The sequence below is a fragment of the Pseudonocardia kunmingensis genome, assembly GCF_006716445.1.
Lineage (GTDB): Bacteria > Actinomycetota > Actinomycetes > Mycobacteriales > Pseudonocardiaceae > Pseudonocardia > Pseudonocardia kunmingensis.
On the sequence record NZ_VFPA01000001.1, the window covers coordinates 741,511 to 762,892 of the forward strand.

The 21,382-nt window shown below is 75.7% G+C and carries 21 protein-coding genes; 9 read left to right on the forward strand and 12 right to left on the reverse strand.

Features of this window, described 5'->3' with window-relative positions:
• Positions 1-15: 15 nt before the first annotated feature.
• A complete protein-coding gene (locus FB558_RS03505) occupies positions 16-501 on the reverse strand; it encodes a flavin reductase family protein (RefSeq protein ID WP_142048028.1) in 486 nt (161 codons plus the stop codon).
• Positions 502-585: 84 nt separating this feature from the next.
• Between FB558_RS03505 and FB558_RS03510 the strand changes: the two genes are divergently transcribed.
• Positions 586-1,206, forward strand: coding sequence for a maleylpyruvate isomerase family mycothiol-dependent enzyme (locus FB558_RS03510; protein ID WP_142048030.1), 621 nt, complete (start codon positions 586-588; stop codon positions 1,204-1,206).
• Positions 1,207-1,209: 3 nt separating this feature from the next.
• Here FB558_RS03510 and FB558_RS03515 read toward each other — a convergent pair whose 3' ends face one another.
• Positions 1,210-2,400, reverse strand: coding sequence for a zinc-dependent alcohol dehydrogenase (locus tag FB558_RS03515; RefSeq protein ID WP_142048032.1), 1,191 nt, complete (start codon positions 2,398-2,400; stop codon positions 1,210-1,212).
• 174 nt (positions 2,401-2,574) lie between these two features.
• A complete protein-coding gene (ligD, locus tag FB558_RS03520) occupies positions 2,575-3,618 on the reverse strand; it encodes a non-homologous end-joining DNA ligase (RefSeq protein ID WP_142048034.1) in 1,044 nt (347 codons plus the stop codon).
• A gap of 32 nt (positions 3,619-3,650) precedes the next feature.
• Here ligD and FB558_RS03525 point away from each other — a divergent pair, with 32 nt between their 5' ends.
• Positions 3,651-3,956 (forward strand): hypothetical protein, encoded by a 306-nt coding sequence (locus tag FB558_RS03525; protein ID WP_142048036.1) that lies wholly within the window; start codon positions 3,651-3,653, stop codon positions 3,954-3,956.
• Here FB558_RS03525 and FB558_RS03530 read toward each other — a convergent pair.
• Both FB558_RS03530 and FB558_RS03535 read right to left on the reverse strand, forming a co-directional pair.
• Positions 3,940-4,626 (reverse strand): response regulator, encoded by a 687-nt coding sequence (locus FB558_RS03530; RefSeq protein WP_142048038.1) that lies wholly within the window; start codon positions 4,624-4,626, stop codon positions 3,940-3,942. The genes FB558_RS03525 and FB558_RS03530 overlap by 17 nt on opposite strands.
• On the reverse strand, positions 4,623-5,876 hold the full coding sequence (locus tag FB558_RS03535; protein ID WP_142048040.1) for a sensor histidine kinase: 1,254 nt from the start codon (positions 5,874-5,876) through the stop codon (positions 4,623-4,625). Before FB558_RS03535 ends, FB558_RS03530 begins: the two co-directional genes overlap by 4 nt.
• A 1,514-nt stretch (positions 5,877-7,390) precedes the next feature.
• Here FB558_RS03535 and msrB point away from each other — a divergent pair.
• A complete protein-coding gene (gene msrB / locus FB558_RS03540; protein WP_142053650.1) occupies positions 7,391-7,816 on the forward strand; it encodes a peptide-methionine (R)-S-oxide reductase MsrB in 426 nt (141 codons plus the stop codon).
• Positions 7,817-8,208: 392 nt separating this feature from the next.
• On the opposite strand, the gene hemQ is transcribed toward msrB, so the two are convergent.
• Entirely contained in the window at positions 8,209-8,904 is a 696-nt protein-coding gene (gene hemQ / locus FB558_RS03545; protein ID WP_142048043.1) for a hydrogen peroxide-dependent heme synthase, read from the reverse strand.
• 24 nt (positions 8,905-8,928) lie between these two features.
• Positions 8,929-9,534: a TetR/AcrR family transcriptional regulator gene (locus tag FB558_RS03550; RefSeq protein ID WP_142048045.1), complete on the reverse strand. Its 606-nt coding sequence runs from the start codon at positions 9,532-9,534 to the stop codon at positions 8,929-8,931.
• Between the two features lie 84 nt (positions 9,535-9,618).
• Here FB558_RS03550 and FB558_RS03555 point away from each other — a divergent pair, with 84 nt between their 5' ends.
• The 3 genes from FB558_RS03555 (at position 9,619) to FB558_RS03565 (ending at position 11,874) form a co-directional block, all read left to right on the forward strand.
• Positions 9,619-10,251, forward strand: coding sequence for an NAD(P)-dependent oxidoreductase (locus FB558_RS03555; protein WP_142048047.1), 633 nt, complete (start codon positions 9,619-9,621; stop codon positions 10,249-10,251).
• A gap of 87 nt (positions 10,252-10,338) precedes the next feature.
• Positions 10,339-11,625, forward strand: a complete 1,287-nt coding sequence (locus FB558_RS03560) for a S8 family serine peptidase (protein WP_246106236.1) — start codon at positions 10,339-10,341, stop codon at positions 11,623-11,625.
• Positions 11,626-11,637: 12 nt separating this feature from the next.
• Complete coding sequence (locus tag FB558_RS03565; protein WP_142048049.1) at positions 11,638-11,874, forward strand: ketohydroxyglutarate aldolase; 237 nt, start codon at positions 11,638-11,640, stop codon at positions 11,872-11,874.
• 47 nt (positions 11,875-11,921) lie between these two features.
• On the opposite strand, the gene hemG is transcribed toward FB558_RS03565, so the two are convergent.
• Together hemG and hemE are read right to left on the reverse strand one after the other, a co-directional pair.
• A complete protein-coding gene (gene hemG / locus FB558_RS03570) occupies positions 11,922-13,475 on the reverse strand; it encodes a protoporphyrinogen oxidase (RefSeq protein ID WP_142048051.1) in 1,554 nt (517 codons plus the stop codon).
• Positions 13,472-14,536, reverse strand: a complete 1,065-nt coding sequence (gene hemE, locus FB558_RS03575; protein WP_142048053.1) for a uroporphyrinogen decarboxylase — start codon at positions 14,534-14,536, stop codon at positions 13,472-13,474. The genes hemG and hemE overlap by 4 nt, the downstream gene beginning before the upstream one ends.
• 127 nt (positions 14,537-14,663) lie before the next feature.
• Between hemE and FB558_RS03580 the strand changes: the two genes are divergently transcribed.
• The 3 genes from FB558_RS03580 (at position 14,664) to FB558_RS03590 (ending at position 17,469) form a co-directional block, all read left to right on the forward strand.
• Positions 14,664-15,245, forward strand: coding sequence for a DUF3000 domain-containing protein (locus FB558_RS03580; RefSeq protein WP_142048055.1), 582 nt, complete (start codon positions 14,664-14,666; stop codon positions 15,243-15,245).
• Between the two features lie 347 nt (positions 15,246-15,592).
• On the forward strand, positions 15,593-16,246 hold the full coding sequence (locus tag FB558_RS03585) for a LuxR C-terminal-related transcriptional regulator (protein ID WP_075949948.1): 654 nt from the start codon (positions 15,593-15,595) through the stop codon (positions 16,244-16,246).
• Positions 16,243-17,469, forward strand: coding sequence for an HRDC domain-containing protein (locus tag FB558_RS03590; RefSeq protein WP_142048057.1), 1,227 nt, complete (start codon positions 16,243-16,245; stop codon positions 17,467-17,469). Before FB558_RS03585 ends, FB558_RS03590 begins: the two co-directional genes overlap by 4 nt.
• A 68-nt stretch (positions 17,470-17,537) precedes the next feature.
• Here FB558_RS03590 and FB558_RS03595 read toward each other — a convergent pair whose 3' ends face one another.
• The 3 genes from FB558_RS03595 to dxs form a co-directional block, all read right to left on the reverse strand.
• Positions 17,538-18,680 (reverse strand): sensor histidine kinase, encoded by a 1,143-nt coding sequence (locus FB558_RS03595; protein WP_142053654.1) that lies wholly within the window; start codon positions 18,678-18,680, stop codon positions 17,538-17,540.
• Positions 18,681-18,770: 90 nt separating this feature from the next.
• Positions 18,771-19,436, reverse strand: coding sequence for a response regulator transcription factor (locus FB558_RS03600; RefSeq protein WP_142048059.1), 666 nt, complete (start codon positions 19,434-19,436; stop codon positions 18,771-18,773).
• Positions 19,436-21,370, reverse strand: coding sequence for a 1-deoxy-D-xylulose-5-phosphate synthase (dxs, locus tag FB558_RS03605; protein WP_142048061.1), 1,935 nt, complete (start codon positions 21,368-21,370; stop codon positions 19,436-19,438). The genes FB558_RS03600 and dxs overlap by 1 nt, the downstream gene beginning before the upstream one ends.
• Between the last annotated feature and the right edge of the window lie 12 nt (positions 21,371-21,382).

Genomic DNA, 21,382 nt, shown 5'->3' on the forward strand with positions numbered 1-21,382 from the left:
CGCGGAGGCACGCGCTCAGGCCGGGTGCCCCGGCGGCATCGTCCGCACCTGCCCGTACGCCATCGGTTCCGCGCCGCAGGCGACCTCCGCCTCGACCGGCTCCAGCAGGTGGCCGACGTGGTCGCCGAGCGGGATGCGCTCGTGCACCCGCCCGACGAACCACGCCGCGGCTCCGCCGAGGACCGGGACGCCGTGGTGGTCCTGCCAGTCGCAGGCGGCGAACTTGTCGACCTCGTCGCCGGTGCGCCCGCCGAACAGCCGCGCGAGGAAGGTGTCGGCGCGGTCCAGGACGTGCACGGCGAGGTGGGCACTGCGCGCGGCCACGGTGAACGTGTGGTTCTCCCGGGAGATGCAGACCAGGTAGCGCGGCGGGTCCATGCTGCACTCGGTGTGGAAGCCGACGAGGCAGCCGCTGCGCTCGCCGCCCGCCGCGGCGGTGACGACGAGGACGGGGTGGTCCAGCCGGTCGACGAGGTCGTGGAAGGCGGGTGGCGCGGGCACCCGACCATCCTCGCCGGGATCGGCGCGGGTCGCGCGTCGACGAGGGCGTTGCCTCCCGCTCGTCCTCTGGTCGAGACTCGTGCCATGAGCTGCATGCAGCTGGCCCGCGACGAGCGCGCCGACCTCGCCGAGCTGCTCGCCGAGCTGACGCCGCAGCAGTGGGACGCACCCACGTTGTGCACGGAGTGGCGGGTGCGCGACGTGGTCACGCACATGATCAGTTACGAGGGGCTGCGCCACCGGGACGTTGCCCGGCGAGCTCTCCGGGCCGGGTTCCGCCCGAGCCGCCTCAACACCCTCGGCGTCATCGAGCGCGGCGACGAGGACCCGGCGGAGCTGCTCGCGCGGTTGCGCGAGCAGCTCGAACCGACGGGGCTGACGGCCGGCTTCGGCGGCCGCGTCGCGCTGCTCGACGGCGTGATCCACCACCAGGACATCCGCCGGCCGCTCGGCCTCCCGCGCGCCGTCCCCGCCGAACGGCTCCGCCCGGCCCTCGAGTTCGCCCGGTTCGCGCCGCCGATCGGGGCGTTCTGGCGGGCCCGCGGGCTGCGGCTGGTCGCCACGGACCTCGTCTGGGCCGCGGGCCGCGGGCCCGAGCTGCGCGGGCCCGGCGAGGCGCTGCTGATGGCGATGGCCGGGCGGCGCGGCGTCGTCGACGAGCTCACGGGTCCCGGCCGCGACGTCCTCGCCGCCCGGATCGGCTGAGCCCTACCCCGCGGGCTGCAGCAGGGTCTTCACCATCCCGTCCTCCTTGGCCTGGAACGTGGCGTAGGCCTGCGGCGCGGCGTCCAGCGGGAGGCGGTGCGTGGCGAAGGAGTCGACGCCGAGGGGGTCGTCGTCGGTGAGCAGCGGGAGGATGTCGGGCACCCAACGGTGCACGTTGGCCTGGCCCATGCGCAGCTGGATCTGCTTGTCGAACATCGTCAGCATCGGCAGCGGGTCGGCCATGCCCCCGTACACGCCGCTGAGCGAGATCGTGCCGCCGCGGCGCACCAGCTCGATCGCCGAGTAGAGCGCGTTGAGCCGGTCCGTGCCCGCCGTCTCCATGAACTTCGCCGCCACGGCGTCGGGCAGCAGGCCGGCGAGCTGGTGCCCGAGCTTGCCGACGGGCGAGCCGTGCGCCTCCATCCCGACGGCGTCGATCACCGCGTCCGGGCCGCGGCCGCCGGTGAGCTCCCGGACGTGGTCGGCGAGGTCGCGGCCGTGCTCGGACAGGTCGAGCACCGTCACGCCGTGCGCGCGGGCCCGTTCCAGCCGCTCCGGCACGAGGTCGATGCCGATCACGTTCTCCACCCCGCGGTGCTGCGCGACGCGCGTGGACATGTCACCGATCGGCCCGAGCCCGAGGACGGCGAGCGAGCCGCCGTCGGGCACGGCGGCGTACTCCACGGCCTGCCACGACGTCGGCAGCACGTCGGAGAGGTAGACGAACCGGTCGTCCGGCGGGCCGTCCGGCACCGGGATCGGCAGCGTGTTGCCGAACGGCACGCGCAGGTACTCCGCCTGCCCACCGGGCACCTGGCCGTAGAGCCTGGTGTAGCCGAAGAGCGACCCGCCCTTGCCCTGCGCCCGCACCTGCGTCGTCTCGCACTGGGAGTGCAACCCCTGGGAGCACATCCAGCAGGTGCCGCAGGAGACGTTGAACGGGATGACGACGCGGTCCCCGGGCGCGACGGCCGTGACGTCCGGTCCCACCTCCTGCACGACGCCCATCGGCTCGTGCCCGAGGATGTCGCCCTCGGACAGGAACGGGCCGAGCACCTCGTACAGGTGCAGGTCCGAGCCGCACACGCCGGTGGACGTGATGCGCACGACGACGTCGGTCGGGGCCTGGATCGTCGGGTCGGGCACGGTGTCGACGCGCACGTCGCGCTTGCCGTGCCAGGTGACCGCTCGCATGGTGCCTCCTCGGGGCCGGTCGGTTCCCCCAGGCCTTCCCGCCCCCGGTTGGCGGAAACCGAGCCGGACTCGGCGCCGCAGTAGCGCGCGCCACCCCACGTCGCACACCCAGCATGCACTTCGCGCAAGGCCGGCGGTGTGCGAAGTGCATGCACGGTGTGCGGAGCCCGCGGGTCAGGTCTCCTCGGCGGCCGGGGCCTTCGCCCGGCTCGGCTGCACCCGCATCGGCTCGCCCGGCATCTTCGGGTACTCGGGCGGGTAGGGCAGGTCGCCGAGGCCGCGGTCGCGCTCGTCGGCGGCGTACCAGTCCAGCACCACCTCCAGGCCGCCGACCGCGTCGTCCATGCCGGCGTGCGGGTCGCCGTGCTCGGCCAGCAGACCGGGGACGGTGCGCACGTCGAAGTCCTCGGGCTCGACGTCGGGCAGCGACTCCCAGGTCACCGGCATCGACACCGTTGCCCGCGGGCGCCCGCGCACCGACCAGGCCGACGCCACCGTGCGGTCCCGGGCCGCCTGGTTGTAGTCGAGGAACACCCGCTCGCCGCGCTCCTCCTTCCACCACGCGACCGTGGCCCGCTCGGGCAGCCGGTCGGCCACCCGGCGGGCGATCGCGATCACGGCGTGCCGGACGGCGACGAAGTCCCACTCGGGGCGGATCCGGCAGAACACGTGGACGCCGCGACCGCCCGAGGTCTTGGGCCATCCGACGAGGCCGGCCTCGTCGAGCACCTCGTGCAGCACGCCGGCGACGGCGACGGCGACGGCGAAGTCGGTGCCCGGCTGCGGGTCGAGGTCGATGCGCAGCTCGTCGGGACGGTCGGGGTCGGCGCGGCGGACCGGCCACGGGTGGAAGTCGAACGTGCCCATGTTGGCCGCCCAGACCAGCACGGCCTGCTCGGTGGGGCACAGCGAGTCGGCGGTCCGGCCGCTCGGGAACGTCACGCGCGCCGTCTCGACGTACGGCGGAGCGCCCTTGGGCAGCCGCTTGGCGAAGAACGCCTCGCCCTCGACGCCGTCCGGGTAGCGCTTGAGGTTGGTGGGCCGCTCGTGCAGCGCGCGCAGCAGCGGCTCGGCCACCGCCCGGTAGTACCGCACCAGCTCGCCCTTGGCGATCCCCCGCTCCGGGAAGTACACCTTGTCGGCGCTGGTCAGCCGTACCTCACGGTCGCCGTCAGGCCCGGGGACGCTCAGCAACTCCACCGCGCTCTTGCTCGCCACGGAACCGGACCGTACCCGCTACCCTTCCCGAGGTGCCCGATCTCCACGAACCGGACCGCCCGGGATGGTCCCGGCAGTTCGACGACGAGCTGCTCGGGCTCGACCCCGACGACCCGGAGGCGCAGGCGTTCGCCGCGCACCTGGACCGCATGCAGCGCCAGACCCCCGCGTTCACCGTCGAGGGCTACCTGGACGGGGTCAGCGACTTCGCCGACTCCGCCAACCGCGCCGAGGGCGGCAGGCGGTGGGCTGCCGTGCTGGTGGTCGTCCTGCTGCTCGTCGGCGTGGTCTACGTGGTGTGGAACGCGCTGGTGTTCGTGCTCACCACGCTGGCGTAGTGGCGCCGGGCACCACGAGGCCGCACTCGTAGGCCAGCACCACGGCCTGCACGCGGTCGCGCAGCCCCAGCTTGGCGAGGATGCGCCCCACGTGCGTCTTGACCGTCTCCTCGGCGACGACCAGCTCCGCGGCGATCTCCCGGTTGGCCAGGCCCCGCGCCACCAGCCCGAGCACCTCCCGCTCCCGCGCGGTCAGCACGGCGAGCCGCTCCCGGCCACCGGTGCGCCCGCGGGCGGCCACCTCGGCGATGAGGCGGCGGGTCACGCTCGGGGCCAGCAGCGCCTCCCCCGCCGCCACCACCCGGACCGCGGCCGCGAGCTCCGCGGTGGGCGCGTCCTTCAGCAGGAACCCGCTCGCCCCGGCCCGCAGCGCCTCGTAGACGTACTCGTCCAGGTCGAACGTGGTCAGCACCAGCACGCGCGTCGGTGGGTGGGCGGCCTCGGCGAGCAGCGCGCGCGTGGCGGCGAGGCCGTCGAGCACGGGCATCCGGACGTCCATCAGCACGACGTCGACGGGCGTGCCGAGAGCCCGGAGCCGGCGCGCGCGGTCGACGGCCTGCCGGCCGTCCGCGGCGGTGTCGAGCACCCGGATGCCCGGTGCGGCGTCGAGGATGGCGGCCAGGCCGTCACGCACGATGTCCTGGTCGTCGGCGACGAGCACGGTGGTCACGCCGGCTCCGTCGGCAACGTGGCGTCCACGGTGTAGCCGCCCGGGCCCGCGCCCGCCACCAGGAACCCGCCGACGGCAGCCACCCGTTCCCGCATCCCGACGAGCCCGGTGCCGACGCCGGGGGACGCACCGCCCCCCACCGCGGCGGGCATCCCGCTCTCGACCTGCACGCGCACCGCCGCCGGCAACCACCGCACGTGCACCGCCACCGGTGCGCCGGTCGCGTGGCGCGCCGCGTTGGACAGCGCCTCCTGCACCACGCGGTACGCGGTGAGCCCGACGTCGTCGGGCACCGGCCGCGCCGTACCGGTCACGTCCAGCTCGACCGGCACGCCGGAGCCGCGCAGACCCTCGACGAGCCCGGCGATCCCGTCCAGGTCGGGGACGGGGGCGCTGGGCCGGTCCGGGTCGTCGGCCCGCAGCACGCCGAGCAGCCGGCGCATGTCGGTGAGCGCGTCGCGCGCGGCACCGGCGATCGTCGCGAACTCGGCGACGGCGCCGGGGCCGGTCCCCGGCACCCGCTGCGTCGCGCTCTCCGCGCGCACCGCGATCGCGGACAGGTGGTGGGCGATCACGTCGTGCATCTCGCGGGCGATGCGCGTGCGCTCCTCCAGCACCGCGCGCCGCGCCTGTTCCTCGGCCGTGCCGCGCTGGGCCTCCGCGAGCCGGCCGGTGGTGCCGCGCAAGGCCCGCAGCGCGGTGCCCAGCCCGGCGACCAGCACCAGTACCCCGGTGACACCCGCGATCAACGCCGGAGCCGCCCCGCCCACGAGCGTCCACGCGGCCCCGGCAACGAGAGCGGCGACCGCCGCCAGCGCGGCGACCGGCGCCGGGACGGCGACGGCCAGCAGGAACAGCGTCGCCAGGTGCAGCACGAGGGTGGAGGTGGGCCCGGGCACCGTGCTCGTCGTGACCAGCAGGGGCGTCAGGACGGTCGTGAGGAACGACAGGCGCCACCCCATCAGCGGCTGCCGCAGCGCCAGCCCGACGGCCCCGGCGTGGGCCAGCGCCAGCAGCAGGGCGACGAGCTGGTCGTTGTGCCCGTCACCGACCAGCTGCACGAGGTCGACCCCGATCGCGGCGACGACCGCGACCTGGAGCCCGATGCGGACCCCACGGCCCAGCCCGTCGACGACCCCCACCGGCTCGTCGGCCCCGGCCAGCAGGTGCCGGGCCGCGCGGCGGGCACCCGCGAGCACCGGCACGGCGCGGGAGGCGCCGGCGGCGGATCGGGTCGGCACGGCAGGCATCGGCGCCGATGCTACGGACGGGCGGCGCCGACGCCGTCCCCCTGCAGAGCCACGTCCGCGCCCGCCGGAACCGCTCCGCAGCGGGACGGCCCGCGGCCGCGCCGTTCCTAGCGTCGGTCGCCATGCCCCGCACCCGCCCCGGACCCCCGCCGGCGAGTCCCGCAGCCACACCCGGCGAGTCTCCCGTTCCGACAGGGCGAGTCCCGCATCCGGACAGTGCCGCGCCCGGTGGGACACCACCACGGCCGCGTCCCCCGTCCGGTCCGGGCGGGTCCCGCACGGGCGCGGGGCGGGTTCCGCGGCCGGACGGGAGACCTGGGCCGGCCACCGGACGCCGGCCCGGTCCCCGCATGCTGCTCGTCGCGTGCGCGGCAGGTGCCCTCGGCCTCGCGGCCGTCACCGACCAGCCCGCGTACCGCGTGTGGGGCCTCGTCGCGGGCGCCGGCTACCTGCTGCTCGCGGTGACGCCGACGGCCCGCCGGCCGCCCGCCCCCTGGGTCGCGGGCGCGCTGTGCGGGCTCGTGCCGCTGGCGGTGCTGGTGCTCGCCCGCGGTGGCACGCGCGGTCCCGGCCCCTTCGCACAGCCCGAGGTGTGGGTGGTCGAGGAGGCGGCCCGCCGCTGGCTCGCCACCGGGAGCCCGTACCCGTCCCCGGTGGCGGCCGCCGCCGGACCGGACGGTTTCTTCCCCTACCTGCCCGGGATGGCGGTGTTCGGCCTGCCCCGCGCGGTGTTCGGGGACGTGTGGTGGACCGACGCCCGGCTCGCGTTCGCCGCGGTGGCCGTGGGCGGGTGCGCGCTCGGCCTGCGCGCGCTCGCGGGCAGCGCCCGGCCCGGCACCGCTGCGGGCTGGCTGCTCGCCGGAAACCCGCTCGTCACGCTCACGCTCGCAACCGGCGGCCACGACCTGGCCCTCGCCGGCCTCCTCGTCGCGGCGGTCGGCCTCACGCACGCGGCTGTGGTGCGACGGTCGCGGCCCGACGACGAGCTGCGCCCGGTCCTCGCCGCCGGTGCCCTGGCCGGGATCGCGGCCGGGACGAAGCCGTCGGCGTGGCCGGTCGTGGTCGTCCTGCTCGTCGTACTGGCCGGCACCGGCGGCCGTCGCCCGGCACTGCGCTTCGCCTGCGCCGCGGCGGGACCTGCGCTGCTGCTCGCCCTGCCCGACCTCCTGCGGGCGCCGCGGCTGGTGCTCGAGCACCTCGTGGTGTTCCCCGCCGGCCTGGCCACCGTGCCGACGCCCGCGGCGAGCCCGGTGCCGGGAGCGTGGCTGGCGGCGCTGCCCGGTGGCCGGGCGCTCGCGCTGGGGCTCCTGCTCGCCGCCGCGGTGATCGCCCTCGCGCGCCTGCTCGCCCGCCCGCCGCTCGACGGCCCCGCGGCCGCCCGGTTCGCGGCGGCGAGCCTCGCGGCCGCCGTGCTCCTCGCGCCGTCGAGCCGGGTGGGCTGGTTCGTCGTGCCGCTGCTGCTCGCCGGTGCCGGGTCGCTGCACCGGCCCCGCGGGCGACATAGTGTGGAGCGCATGGATCCCGCCACCGAACCCGCACCGAAGGTCGTCAAGTCCGACGCCGAGTGGCGCGCCCAGCTCACGCCCGCCGAGTACCAGGTCCTGCGCCAGGCCGGCACCGAGCGGCCCTTCACCGGTGAGTACACCGACACGAAGACCCAGGGCGTCTACTCCTGCCGCGCGTGCGGCGCCGAGCTGTTCCGCTCCGACACGAAGTTCGAGTCGCACTGCGGCTGGCCGTCGTTCTTCACCCCGCTCGCCGGCGACGCCGTGATCGAGCGCGTCGACACCAGCCTCGGCATGCGCCGGGTCGAGGTGCTGTGCGCCGCCTGCCACAGCCACCTGGGGCACGTCTTCGAGGGGGAGGGCTACCAGACGCCGACCGACCTGCGGTACTGCATCAACTCGGTCTCCCTGCGCCTGGAGCCGGACGCTAGCTGATCACCTCGACCTCGCACGGGAGGCCGGGAGCGTTCGCGAGCCTCTTGTCGGCGGATATCGCGTCGCGATCAAGGGCTCCAACGCACGGAGCGCTGCTTCCGCGGTGTCGGCTTCGATCGCACCAGCGGCAACCTGCTGACGCAGGGCGTTGCCGACCTCCGCATCGACGAGGTGGGGAGCGTGGCAGACAGAGCTCGTCAGCCGGTCGCGCAGTCCTCGATCTCTGGCCGAAGCCGCCGTCACCGCCCGCGCGGCGACTGAGGCGTCGACGACGAGATCGATCACCTGTCGCGCTCCTCGCGAATGTCGGCGACGAGCTGCTCCGTCGTCACAGCGGTCCCGCGGTCTCGCGCCATCAGCTCGCCGAGTAGCGCTGATTCAGCGCTACTCGGTCACGGCAGTGTCGCCACCAGGTCCCCGGGTTCCACCCGGGGGCCGGTGAAGAACGGGGTCTCCTCGCGGACGTGCCGGCGCGCGTCGGTGCCGCGCAGGTGGCGCATGAGGTCGACGATCCGGTCCAGCTCGTCGGCCTCGAACGCGAGGATCCACTCGTAGTCGCCGAGCGCGAACGCGGGCACGGTGTTCGCGCGCACGTCCGGGTAGTCGCGCGCCTCCTTGCCGTGCTCGGCGAGCATCCACCGGCGCTCCTCGTCGGGGAGCAGGTACCACTCGTAGGAACGGACGAACGGGTAGACGCAGATGTAGCGCCGCGGCGCCTCCCCCGCGACGAACGCCGGCAGGTGGCTCTTGTTGAACTCGGCCGGCCGGTGCAGGGCCACCTGGCTCCAGACCGGGCTGCTCGCCCGGCCGAGCGCGGTGGTGCGGCGCAGCCTCGAGTACGCCGCCTGCAGTGCCTCGACGTTGTCGGCGTGCCACCACACCATGAAGTCGGCGTCGGCCCGCAGGCCCGCCACGTCGTAGACCCCGCGCACGGTGACGCCCTTGCCGCGCAGGGCGTCGAGGAACTCGGCGAACTCACCGGCAGCGCCGGCACGCTCGTCGCCGAGCCGACCGGGTTCGACCCGGAACACCGACCACATGGTGTAGCGGATGGCGCTGTTCAGCTCGGCGTAGTCCAGACGTGCCACGTCCCCATCCTGCCACGCACCCCGTCAGCTCCCGGCGTCCGAGGCCGTGGGCTCCAGCACGGTGGCCACCAGCCGGGCCGCGAGCGCGGACAGCTGCCCGGACGACGGCGTCTCCCCGGAGAACGTGACCAGGAACGCGTGCTGGAAGCACGCGCCGAGCAGGAGCCCTGCCATCGCGTCGGGGTCGGCGCCTGCGCGGACCCGGCCGCGCCGCTGCTCCGCGGCGAGGTAGCGGGCCAGCGCCACGAGCGGGTAGCGGGGCCCACCGGCGCCGAGCTCGTCGATGCGGGCGCGGTGGGCGTCGAGCAACCGGCGCGACGAGAAGAGCGAGACCGCGAGGGGGAACGCGTCGGCGTAGAACCGCAGCGCGGTGGTGACCAACTCCTCGAGGTTCGCCCGCACCTCGCCCCGCCCCGGGTGCTCCTCGAGCTCGGCGAGCAGGGCGCCGAGACCGGGCAGCCGGCCGTCGAGCACGTGCAGGAAGATCTCGGTCTTGTCCCGGAAGTGCTTGTAGAGCGTGGCCTCCGAGTAGCCGGCCGCGCGCGCGATCTCCTTCGTCGTCGCGCGCGCGAAGCCCTCGGTGCGCATGATCTGCGCTGCCGCCCCGACGATGTCCTCCCGCGTCCCCATGCGTCCCCCTGGCGAGCCCGCTTGACAGGTGAGTGAGTACTCACCCACCCTAGTGGTGAGTGTTCACTCAACCCAGGAGGACCCATGCGCATCACCGTGTTCGGGGCGACCGGCGGCACCGGTCGGCACGTCGTCGAGCAGGCGCTCGACGCCGGGCACCACGTCACCGCGGTCGTACGCGACCCCGCCCGGCTGGGACTGCCCGCCGCCGATCGCCTGGACGTCGTGACCGTGCAGCTCGACGATCGGGCCGCGGTCCGCGCAGCCGTCGCCGGCGCGGACGCCGTCGTCGACGCCCTCGGTTCCGGCTCCGGCCCCACGACGGTCCGGACCGACGCCGCCCGCGTCATCGTCGCCGCGATGCGCGACGCCGGGGTGCGCCGGCTCGTGGTGGTGAGCGCGGCAGGCGCCCACACGACGGGCGACACCGCGTTCGTCCGGTTCGTCGTCAAGCCCGTGCTCGGATACGTCCTGCGGCACCCCTTCGCCGACATGCGCGCGATGGAGGAGGTCGTGCGCGCGAGCGACCTGGACTGGACGATCGTGCTCCCGCCGCAGCTCACCGACGGCCCCCGCACCGGCGCGGTGCGCCGCCGCGTGGGCGCGAACGTGCGCGGCTCGTACCGGCTCGCCCGCGCCGACCTCGCGGCGGCCGTCCTGGACGCCGTGGGCGACGACGGCGTGCGGCACGCGTCGCTGTCGGTGGCCGCCGGTTGACGGCGCGTCGCTCCGGTCCGACGTGACGCGCCCGCCCCACCCCGGCACGATGTGCCCCTGACGAGTGGCGATGATCGGGGAGGCGACGTGGCGCGAGCCGTCGAGGTCGGGTCCGGTGAGCGGTACACCGGCCGCTACCTGCTGGTGCTGGGCGACGATCTGCGGAGCGACGACGACGCCGCCTGCACCGCGATACGGGAGCTGAGCGGCGCCGAGGAGGTCACGAACACCCGCGACTCCGACCGCGGCGCCGCGGCCCGCACCCACCCGACCTTCTTCGCCGAGCTGGGGGTGGCCGTCGCGGACCTCACCGCGCAGCAGCTGGACGCCGCGCGGGCCGACCGTCGGCTGCTGGGGGTGGAGCGGGAGCGGGTGCAGCGGGCCATCGGCGTGCCCCGCTTCGACGCGGCGCCCGGCGGGTCCCTGTCCGAGGAGTACCTGCGGGGCTTCCGCGACGCGGCGCAGTTCCTCTACGCCCGGGCCGCGGGGCCCGGGGCCCGGGTGGCACCCGCGCAGTTCGGCGACACCGAGGAGCTGACCTGGGGACTGCAGGCCACGGGCGTCGCCGTGGCCCCGGAGACCGGCGCGGGCGTGGCGATCGCGGTGCTCGACACCGGCCTCGACCTCACCCACCCCGACTTCGCCGGCCGCGACATCGAGGCCCGCTCGTTCGTCGAGGGGCAGGAGCCCCAGGACGTGCAGGGGCACGGCACGCACGTCGCCGGCACGGCCTGCGGCGCGCTGGCGCCGGGCACGGGCCGCCGCTACGGGGTCGCACACGGGGCGCGCATCCTCGTCGGCAAGGTCCTCGGCGACGACGGGTCGGGCACCGACGCCGACATCCTCGCCGGCATGAGCTGGGCCGTCGCCGCCGGCGCCCGCGTGATCTCGATGTCGCTGGGCGCCGACATGCAGGAGGTCTCCACCGCCTACGAGACCGCGGGCCGCCGGGCGCTCGAGGCGGGCACCCTGGTCGTGGCCGCGGCCGGCAACAACGCCGAACGGAGCGCGGGCAACCCCGGTTTCGTGGGGGTGCCGGCCAACAGCCCGTCGATCATGGCGGTCGGCGCGGTGGACGTCGCGCTGGCGATCGCCGACTTCTCCGCCGCGAGCTCGCCGGTCGAGGGCGGGCAGGTCGACATCGCCGCGCCCGGCGTCGACGTCTACTCGTCATGGCCGTCGCCGCAGAACACGAACACGATCTCCGGCACCAGCATGGCCACACCGCACGTGTCCGGCATCGCGGCGCTGTGGTCCCAGCGCACGGGGGCCACCGGGCAGGAGCTGTGGACCCAGCTCCTGCAGGCCGCGCAACGGCTGCCGCTGCCCGCCACGGACGTCGGGGCCGGCCTGGTCCGCGCGCCCGGGGCCTGAGAGGGGACCACGATGCCCGAGAAGATCACGGTCTCCGTCGCCGACGACGCGCTGGACCGGATCGACGACGTCGTCACGGCGCTGGAGGGCGGCGGGATGCGCGTCGAGCACGTACTGCGCCCGCTGGGGGTGATCACCGGCTCTGCCGAGGACACGCAGCTGCAGGCGCTGGGCGCGGTGACGGGAGTGGCCGCGGTGGAGCCGCAGCGAACGGTGCAGCTGCCTCCCCCGGAGTCGGACGTGCAGTAGGAGCCACCGACGAACGGCACTGTTCACCCAGTGCATGGCGTCGGTACCTAGCCGACGGAAGTGCCGTTCGTCGCGAAGGGGGCCACCCGCTCGGCGGCCGCGCGGCCCGTCGCCACGCATGCCGGCACCCCGACGCCGTGCAGCGCCGACCCCGCCACCGCGAGGCCGGGTGGCAGGCCGTCCTCGATCGTGCGCACCCGGTCCAGGTGCCCGACCGCGTACTGCGGGAGCCCGCCGCCCCACCGCTGGACGTGCACGGCCACCGGGGCCGCGGTGAGCCCGGCGAGTGCGGCCAGCCCGGCCCGGGCGCGGGCGACCAGCTCCGCGTCGTCCACCTGCAGGGAGGCGGCCTCGCCGAAGCGGCCGAGCGACGCGCGCAGCCGCACGAGGCCGTCCGCGCCCAGGTGCGCCCACTTGTTCGAGGAGTGGGTCACCGCCTTGACCGGGAGCGGCTCGTCCGCGGCCACGAGCACGCCCGACGTCGCTGGCAGCGTCCCGGCGTCCTGCGCCCGGTAGGCCAGGGCGACCACGACGGAGGACGCCAGCTCGATCTCCCCCGCCGCCCGCGCGACCGTCGGCGCCGCACCGGCGAGCAGCCGCGCCGCCGCGGGCGCCGGGACGGCGAGCACGACCGCGTCGACGTCGAGGGCCTCGGGCGCCGTGGTGGGCCCGAGCACCAGCCGCCAGCCCGCATCCCGGCGCCGCAGCTCCCGCACCGTGGTGCGCAGGCGCACGTCCGCCCCGGCCGCTGCCGTGAGCGCGTCCAGCAGCACCCGGTAGCCGCCCCGCACGGCGCCGAACACCGGAGTCCCGGGCGCACCCGCGCGGCTCGCCCTGCTCGTTCGCGGCACTCGCCCGGCCGGAACGGGGGACTCGCCGGGGTGGGACGGGAGACTCGCGCTGTCGGTTCGGGGGACTCGCCCTGCTCGTTCGGGAGACTCGCGCTGTCCGTTCGGGAGACTCGCGGGTGGGGCCGTCGCCGCGTCGGCGGCGGCCGTCAGGCTCGGGGCGCCGGCGTCGAGGGCCGCGGCGAGGGCCGGCACGGTGGCGCGCAGGCCGAGCGCGTCGACCCGGCCCGCGTAGACCCCGCCCAGCAGGGGGTCGGCGAGCCGGTCGGCGACCTCGTCGCCGAAGCGGGAGCGCAGCAGCCCGCCCAGCGCGACGTCCTCGCCCGGCTGCCAGGACACGGGGCGTTCCGGCTCGGCGGCGACGGCGGTGAGCCCGGCGGCGGACAGCAGGCCGTCCAGGCGCGCCGCGCTCGTGGGGACGCCGAGCAGGGTGCCGCCGGGGAGCGGCCCGGTGCGCCCGCCCGCCCGCACCGACGCCGTCGCGCCGGTCGGGTGCACCAGCTCGGCGGTGAGGCCGAGCTCGGCGAGCAGCGCCGGGACCTCCGGGCGGCGGGCCAGGAACGCCTCAGCCCCGACGTCGAACGCCACCCCGGCGAGGTCGACGGTGCGCAGCACGCCACCGAGGCGGTCGCGCTGCTCGAGGACGGTGATCGCGGCCGACGGCCCGAGCAGGGTGCGCAGCCGGTGGGCGGCGGCCAGCCCGGAGATCCCGCCGCCGACGACGGCGACACGGGGGGCGACCCGCGGTGTCACGGCCGCAGGGAGTGCACCAGCTCGACGAGCCTGGTGAGGGCGTCCGGGTCGGTGTCGGGGAGCACGCCGTGGCCGAGGTTGAACACGTGGCCCGGGGCGCGGCGGCCCTCGTCGACGATGCGGCGCGCCTCCGCCGCGATCGAGGCGGTGTCGGCGAACAGCACGGCCGGGTCGAGGTTGCCCTGCACGGCGACGCGGCCGCCGGTGCGGCGCGCGGCCTCGTCCAGCGGCACCCGCCAGTCGGCGCCCACGACGTCGGCGCCGGCCTCGGCCATCGCGCCGAGCAGTTCGCCGGTGCCGACGCCGAAGTGGATGCGGGGCACGCCCGCGCCCGCGAGACCGGCGAGGACGCGGGTGGAGTGCGGCAGGACGTACTCGCGGTAGTCGCGCTCGGACAGCGCGCCCGCCCAGGAGTCGAACAGCTGCACGGCGTCGACGCCCGCGGCGACCTGGGCGCGCAGGAACGTGCCCGTGATGCCGGCGAGGCGTTCCATCAGCGCGTGCCAGACGTCCGGCGCCGAGCGCATCAGGGCCTTGGTGCGCTCGTGGTTGCGGCTCGGCCCGCCCTCGACGAGGTAGGAGGCGAGGGTGAAGGGGGCGCCGGCGAAGCCGATCAGCGGGGTGTCGCCCAGCTCGGGCAGGAGCAGCCCGATCGCGTCGGTGACCGGGGCGACCTGCTCGACGTGCAGCGCGGGGATCCGCTCGACGTCGGCCATCGTGCGCACGGGACGGGCGACGACCGGACCCGTGCCGGCGACGATGTCGACGCCGACGCCCGCCACGTAGAGGGGCACGACGATGTCGCTGAACAGGATCGCGGCGTCGACGCCGTGGCGGCGCACCGGCTGCAGCGTGATCTCGCACGTGAGGTCGGGCGTGAGGCAGGCCTGGATCATCCCGGTGCCGGCGCGCAGCGCCCGGTACTCCGGCAGCGAGCGCCCGGCCTGGCGCATGAACCACACCGGCACCCGCGACGGGCGCTCGCCGCGCGCGGCGACGAGGAGCGGCGCGTCGGGCAGCTGCCGGCGGGGGTGGACGGCGGAGGCGGGCGAGAGCGTCATGGCCCCTCCATCCTCCCACGCGCCACCACCGGGTCACCGCCGGGCGGTCGGTGTCCCCCGGACGGGTTGCCTCGTGTGCGGCGCGCCTCGCCTGCGGATCACCCAGAGCGACCTAGAGTCCTCGCTCGTGTCCGACGCGCCCGCCCCACCACTGGAGTTCCAGCAGGCCGTCACCTCGATGCGCACGGTACGGCCACGCCCCGAGCTCGCCCTCGCGCCCCTGGAGGCGCCACCCCGGCTCGCGCCGTGGACGTGGGCGTTCAGCGTGGAGGCCGACCCGGCCCGGGAGCACGGTGACGACACGGACGAGCCGGACACCTCCGGCCGTCTGATCCTGCTGCACGACCCGGCCGGACAGGACGCCTGGGAGGGCACCTTCCGGCTCGTCTGCTTCGTCCAGGCCCGCCTGGAGCCCGAGCAGCTGGGTGACGAGATGCTGCCGGTGGTGGGCTGGTCGTGGCTGACCGAGGCGCTCGAGTTCGCCGGTGCGGAGCACGTGGCGCTGGGCGGCACCGTCACGCAGACGTCGTCGGTGCGGTTCGGCGACATCGCCGGCCCCCGCCGCGACGACGACGTGGAGCTGCGCGCGTCCTGGAGCCCGGTCGGCACCGACCTGTCCCGACACGCCGAGGCGTTCTGCGCCCTGATCGCATCGGCGGCCGGTCTTCCGCCGGTCGGAGTGCTCCCCCTCGCCCATCGGACGGTCTGACGGTCACAACCCGTCAACGAACGCCGATCGGGGGGTTCACCAGCGTGTTCGACGCTCCCAGTGATCACCATCGTCACCCGGACGAGTGGTCGGGCATCGACAACGCTGTAACTTTCACCCGGAGAAGTTCGATCCGATACACGACGTTAGACCGCTTGGGGGGCTACGCTTCCTCCACGACACCTCCTCGGGCGGTCGGGCGAGTAGCTCCATCGACCGGGGGTCTGGTGCCGGTCGGGGGGCAACGACCGACTCCAGGAGGTAACGACGTGGCCGTTGTGGGCCAGGGCGCACCAGTGCGCGGCACTGCGGGTCATTCACCCGCCCATGCTGTGCTGTCGCCCGCGATGGTCCCGCACCCGCGGGAAGAGCTGTTCTCGGTGCTGGTGGTCGACGACCACCCGCTCCTACGCGAGGCGATCGCCGCGCGGCTGCGCTCCATGGGCGCCGGTACGGTCTACGAGGCCGCCTCGGTGGCCGAGGCGCGGGCGCGGGCCCATGCCAACGGGCCGTGCGATCTCGCGATCCTCGATCTCGGCCTGCCCGACGGCAGCGGGCTCGACCTGGTCACCGAGCTGCGGTCACTGGGTTGGAACCGCCTCGTCGTGCTCGCCTCCTCCGACGACCCGTACGCGGTGCGTTCGGCGTTCCAGGCGGGCGCGCAGGCCTACCTGCTCAAGTCGGCGTCGGCGGCGATCGTCACCGACGGCGTGAAGCGGGTGCTGGACGGCGGCGTCTACGCCGACCCGACGGTCGCGCCGCTGCTCGCCACCGGCACCCGCGTGCCGGGCACCGACAACACTCCGCGCGAGCTCTCGGCGCGCGAGGTCGAGGTGCTGCAGCTCGTGGCCGACGGGCAGTCCAACAAGGAGATCGGCGAGGCGCTGAGCCTCTCCGCGCTCACGGTGAAGAGCCACCTGTCGCGCATCGGGCGCAAGCTCGGCACGGGTGACCGCGCGCAGATGGTCGCGCTGGCGATGCGAGCCGGGGTCATCCGCTGACAGGAGAAACACTCGAAGACCACCAGGGGCCGGTCCCGCTGCTGCGGCCCGCCGACGGGCTACCGCCGGTCGTCGCCGACGGCGCGGCCCTGGCCCGCACGGCCGAGGCCGTGGCGGCCGGGACCGGGCCGGTCGCCGTCGACGCCGAACGCGCCTCCGGCTTCCGGTACTCGCAGCGGGCCTACCTGGTCCAGCTGCGTCGGGCCGGCGCGGGCACGGCCCTGGTCGACCCCATCCCGCTGGGCAGCGACCTGTCCGCGCTCGCGCCGGCCCTCAGCGGGCCGGAGTGGGTCCTGCACGCGGCCAACCAGGACCTCGCCTGCCTCGCCGAGACCGGGCTCAGGCCCTCGGCCCTCTTCGACACCGAGCTGGCCGGACGGCTGGCCGGGCTCCCCCGGGTCGGGCTCGGCCCGCTCGTGGAGCAGCTGCTGGGGCTGAGCCTGGAGAAGGGGCACGGCGCGGCCGACTGGTCGCGCCGCCCGCTTCCCGAGGACTGGCTCGTGTACGCGGCGCTCGACGTGGAGGTGCTCGTCGAGCTGCGGGACGTGCTCGCGGGGCTGCTGACCGAGCAGGGCAAGCTCGAGTGGGCCTTGCAGGAGTTCGAGGCCGTCCGCACCGCACCGCCGCCCCTCCCCCGCGCCGAGCCGTGGCGGCGTCTGTCGGGCGTCCACAAGCTGCGCAAGCCGAAGCTGCTCGCCGCCGCCCGGACCCTGTGGGAGGCGCGCGACCGGCTGGCCGCCGAGCGGGACATCGCCCCGGGGCGCATCCTGCCCGACGCCGCGATCGTCGCGGCCGCCGCCGCGCAGCCGGAGTCACCCCAGGCGCTCGCGGCCATGCCGACGTTCCGCGGCCGCGCCCAGCGCCGGCTCACCTCCTACTGGTTCGCGGCCCTGGCACAGGCCGCCGCGCTCGACCCCGCCGAGTACCCCCGCGCGTCCCCGCCCAGCGACGGGCCCCCGCCGGTCTCGCGCTGGGCGGACCGCGACCCCGACGCCGCCGCCCGCCTGGCGGCCGCCCGCGCCGCCGTGGCCGCGGTCGGCGAGCAGTGGAACGTCCCGGTCGAGAACCTGCTGCTGCCCGACCTGCTGCGCCGCCTGTGCTGGAGCCCGCCCGCCGACGGCGACGTCCGCGCGGCGATGCGCGCAGGCGGCGCCCGCGAGTGGCAGGTCGACCTGCTGGGCGCCGACCTGGAGAAGGCACTGGCGACGCGCGCGACCCCCTGACACACCGACATCGGTGCCGGCACACCGACTGCAGTCGGTGTGCCGGCACCAGGATCGGTGTGCGAGCGTCAGGGGCCCGGCAGCCGGACCGTCACCACCAGGCCACCACCGGGCACCGGTTCGGCCCGCACGGTGCCGCCGTGGGCGTGGACGACGGCGCGCACGATCGACAGGCCCAGCCCGGAGCCGGGGGTGTCGGCGGTGCGGGCGACCGGCCCGCGCCGGAACGGTTCGAACAGCTCGACGACCCGGTCCCCCGGGATCTCCGGGCCGGAGGAGGACACCTGCAGGCAGGCCAGCCCGTCGGTCGCACCCGTGGACACCTCCAGCCAGCCGCCGGTCACGTTGTGCCGCACGGCGTTCTCCACGAGGTTGCCGGCGACGCGCTCGAGCAGGACCGGGTCACCCCGCGTCGGTGCCGGGTTCGCCCGCAGCTGCGTGCGCAGGCCGCGCCGACCCGCCTCGGCCCGCACGGCGGCGAGCGCGGGCACCACGACGTCGGCGAGGTCGACCGGGCGCACGTCGGCCAGCTCCGCGCCCTCGGTGCGGGCGAGCAGCAGCAACCCCGCGATGAGGTCGTCGGCGCGGCGGGTGGCGTCGCGCACCACGGACGCCATGCGCCGCAGCTCCTCGACGTCGGCCGCCGGGTCGGCGAGCGTGACGTCGACCTCGGTGCGCAGCACCGACAGTGGGGTGCGCAGCTCGTGGCTGGCGTTGGCGACGAAGCGGCGCTGCGCGTCGAACGCCGCCTGCAGCCGGTCGAGCATCGCGTCGAAGCCCGCAGCCAGCTCGGCCACCTCGCCGCGGGCGTCCTGCAGCCCCGTGCGGGTGTCCAGGGACTCGACGGTGAGCCGGCGCGCGGTGGCCGTGACGGCGTGCAGCGGGCCGAGAACGTGCCCGACGAGGACCCAGGAAACGACCGCGGCCGCGGCGACGACCAGCGGGAACGCGATCAGCCCCGCCCGCAGCACGTCGGCACGGGCGGCGGCCCCGATCGCCTCGTTGAGCTGTTCCGCCGGGACCGCGACCCCGCCGACGCGCACGGTCGTGCCGGCCGGCAGCGACGGGACGCTGCGCGCGACGCCGCCCACCAGCAGCCAGCCCAGCCAGAGCAGCAGCGCGCTCACGAGCGCGACCACCGCCGTGCAGACCAGCGTGAGCCGTGGGCGCAGCCCGACGCCCCGCGACCCGCGGCGGACCCGCGCGGGCACCGGGGGCGGCGGCGCCGGTGCCCAGTCCGGCTGCCGGCCCGTCTCGCGGACCGTCGGTGGCGCAGGCTCGGCCACGCCCGCCCCCTCGGCTCAGCCGGCGGCGGGCACCCGGTACCCGGCGCCCACCACGGTCTCGATCACCCCTGGCTCGCCCAGCTTCTTGCGCAGCGTCATCACCGTCACCCGCACGGTGGTGGTGAACGGGTCGGCGTTCTCGTCCCAGACCCGCTCCAGGAGCTCCTCGCTGCTCACCACGGCGCCACCCGCGGCCAGCAGCACCTCCAGCACCCCGAACTCCTTGCGGGTGAGCTCCACGGGGCGCTCGCCGCGGTGCACGGTGCGGCGCGCCGGGTCCAGCGCGACGTCGCCCGCCACGAGCATCGGGGGCACGGCCGGGGTGGCCCGGCGGCCCAGCGCCCGGCAGCGCGCGACGAGCTCGGGGAAGTCGAACGGCTTGGCGAGGTAGTCGTCGGCGCCCCGGGACAGCCCGTCGACCTTGTCGGCGAGGGTGCCGCTGGCCGTCAGCATGATCACGCGCGTCGTCGACGCGGACGCGACGATCTCCGCGCACAGCCGGTCGCCGGACATGCCGGGCAGGTCGCGGTCGAGCACCACCACGTCGTAGCGGGTGACCACGGCCTTCTCGTGACCGCTGTCGCCGTCGTAGGCGACGTCGACGGCCATCCCCTCGCGACGCAGCCCGCGCGCCACGGCGTCGGCCAGCGGCCGCTCGTCCTCGACGATCAGAACCCGCATCAGCGGGCCTCCTCCTGCGAGGGGGCCTGCTCCACGACGCCGGGCTCGGCGGGAAGCGCGGCCGCCCACTCGGTGACGCGGCGCGCGACGTCCTGCGCGGTGAGGCCGGCCTCGGCCAGCACGTCGGCCCGGCTCCCGTGGTCGAGGAACCGCTGCGGGATGGCGAGGTCGCGCAGCGGCACGTCGCACTCCGCGTCCCGCAGCACCTGCGCGAGCGCCGAGCCGAACCCGCCGTGGCGCCCGCAGTCGGTGACCGTGACGACGAGCCGGTGGGCGCGCGCGAGGCCGACCAGCGCGTCGGGCACCGGCAGCACCCAGCGCGGGTCGACCACCGTGACGGGCACGCCCTGGCGCTCCAGCCGCTGCGCCACCGCCACACCCAGCTCGCCGAACGCGCCGGCGCACACCAGCAGCACCGAGGGCTCGTCGCGCGCACCCGCGCCCGGCTCGTGCAGCACGTCCACGCCGTCCACGCGGCGCAGCGCGGGCACCGACTCGATCACCGAGCCCTTGGGGAACCGGATCGCGGTGGGCCCGTCCTCGACCGCGACGGCCTCGCCGAGCTCCTCGCGCAGCGTGGCGGCGTCACGGGGCGCCGCCACCCGCATGCCGGGCACGATGCCCAGCAGCGACAGGTCCCACATGCCGTTGTGCGACGGCCCGTCGTTGCCGGTGACGCCGGCGCGGTCCAGCACGAGCGTGACGCCCTTGTCGTGCAGCGCCACGTCCATCAGCAGCTGGTCGAACGCGCGGTTGAGGAAGGTCGAGTACAGCGCCACGACCGGGTGCAGCCCGCCCGCGGCGAGGCCCGCCGCCGAGGTCAGCGCGTGCTGCTCGGCGATCCCGACGTCGATGCAACGCTCCGGGAAGGCCCGGGCGAACGGCGCGAGCCCGGTGGGCCCGAGCATCGCCGCGGTGATCGCGACGACGTCGGGCCTGCGCGCCCCGATGGCCAGCAGCTCGTCGGAGAACACGCTCGTCCACCCGACCGAGGGTGGGCCCGTGGGCCTGCCGGTCTCCGGGTCGAACGCCGACGGGCTGTGCATCTGCTCGGCCTCGTCGTTCTCCGCGGGCGAGTAGCCGTTGCCCTTGCGCGTGACGGCGTGGACGATCACCGGCCCGCCGAAGTGCCGGGCGCGCCGCAACGCCGACTCCATCGCCACGACGTCGTGCCCGTCGACCGGGCCGAAGTACTTCAGGCCCAGGTCGGAGAACAGCTCCTGCGGGCTCAGCGCGTCCTTCACGCCCGCCTTGAGCGCGTGCAGGCCCGCGTAGAGCGGGCCGCCGACCAGGGGGGTGCGCGCCAGCGCCTGCTTGCCGGCCTCCAGCACGCGCTCGTAGCCGGGCTGCAGCCGCAGCGTGGCGAGCCGGTCGGCGAGCCCGCCGATGGTCGGCGCGTAGGAGCGGCCGTTGTCGTTGACCACGATGACGACGTTGCGGTCCTTGCCTGCCGCGATGTTGTTCAGCGCCTCCCAGGCCATCCCCCCGGTGAGCGCTCCGTCGCCGATCACGGCGACGACGTGGCGCTGCTGCCCGGTGAGCGCGTAGGCGCGCGCCACCCCGTCCGCCCACGACAGCGAGGTGGACGCGTGGCTGTTCTCGACGTGGTCGTGCTCGCTCTCGGCGCGGCTCGGGTAGCCCGACAACCCGCCGGTCTTCTTCAGCGCCTCCCAGCCGTCCTGGCGGCCGGTGAGCATCTTGTGCACGTAGGCCTGGTGCCCGGTGTCCCAGATCAGGGTGTCCCGGGGGGAGTCGAACACCCGGTGCAGGGCGATGGTCAGCTCGACGACGCCGAGGTTGGGCCCGAGGTGCCCGCCGGTCCGGGAGACCGACGCCACCAGCTCCCGGCGGATCTCGGCGGCCAGCGTCGGCAGCTCGTGCGCCGCGAGCCGTTTCAGATCGGCCGGGCCACGGACGGATCGCAACACGGTCACCGGGCCAGCTTA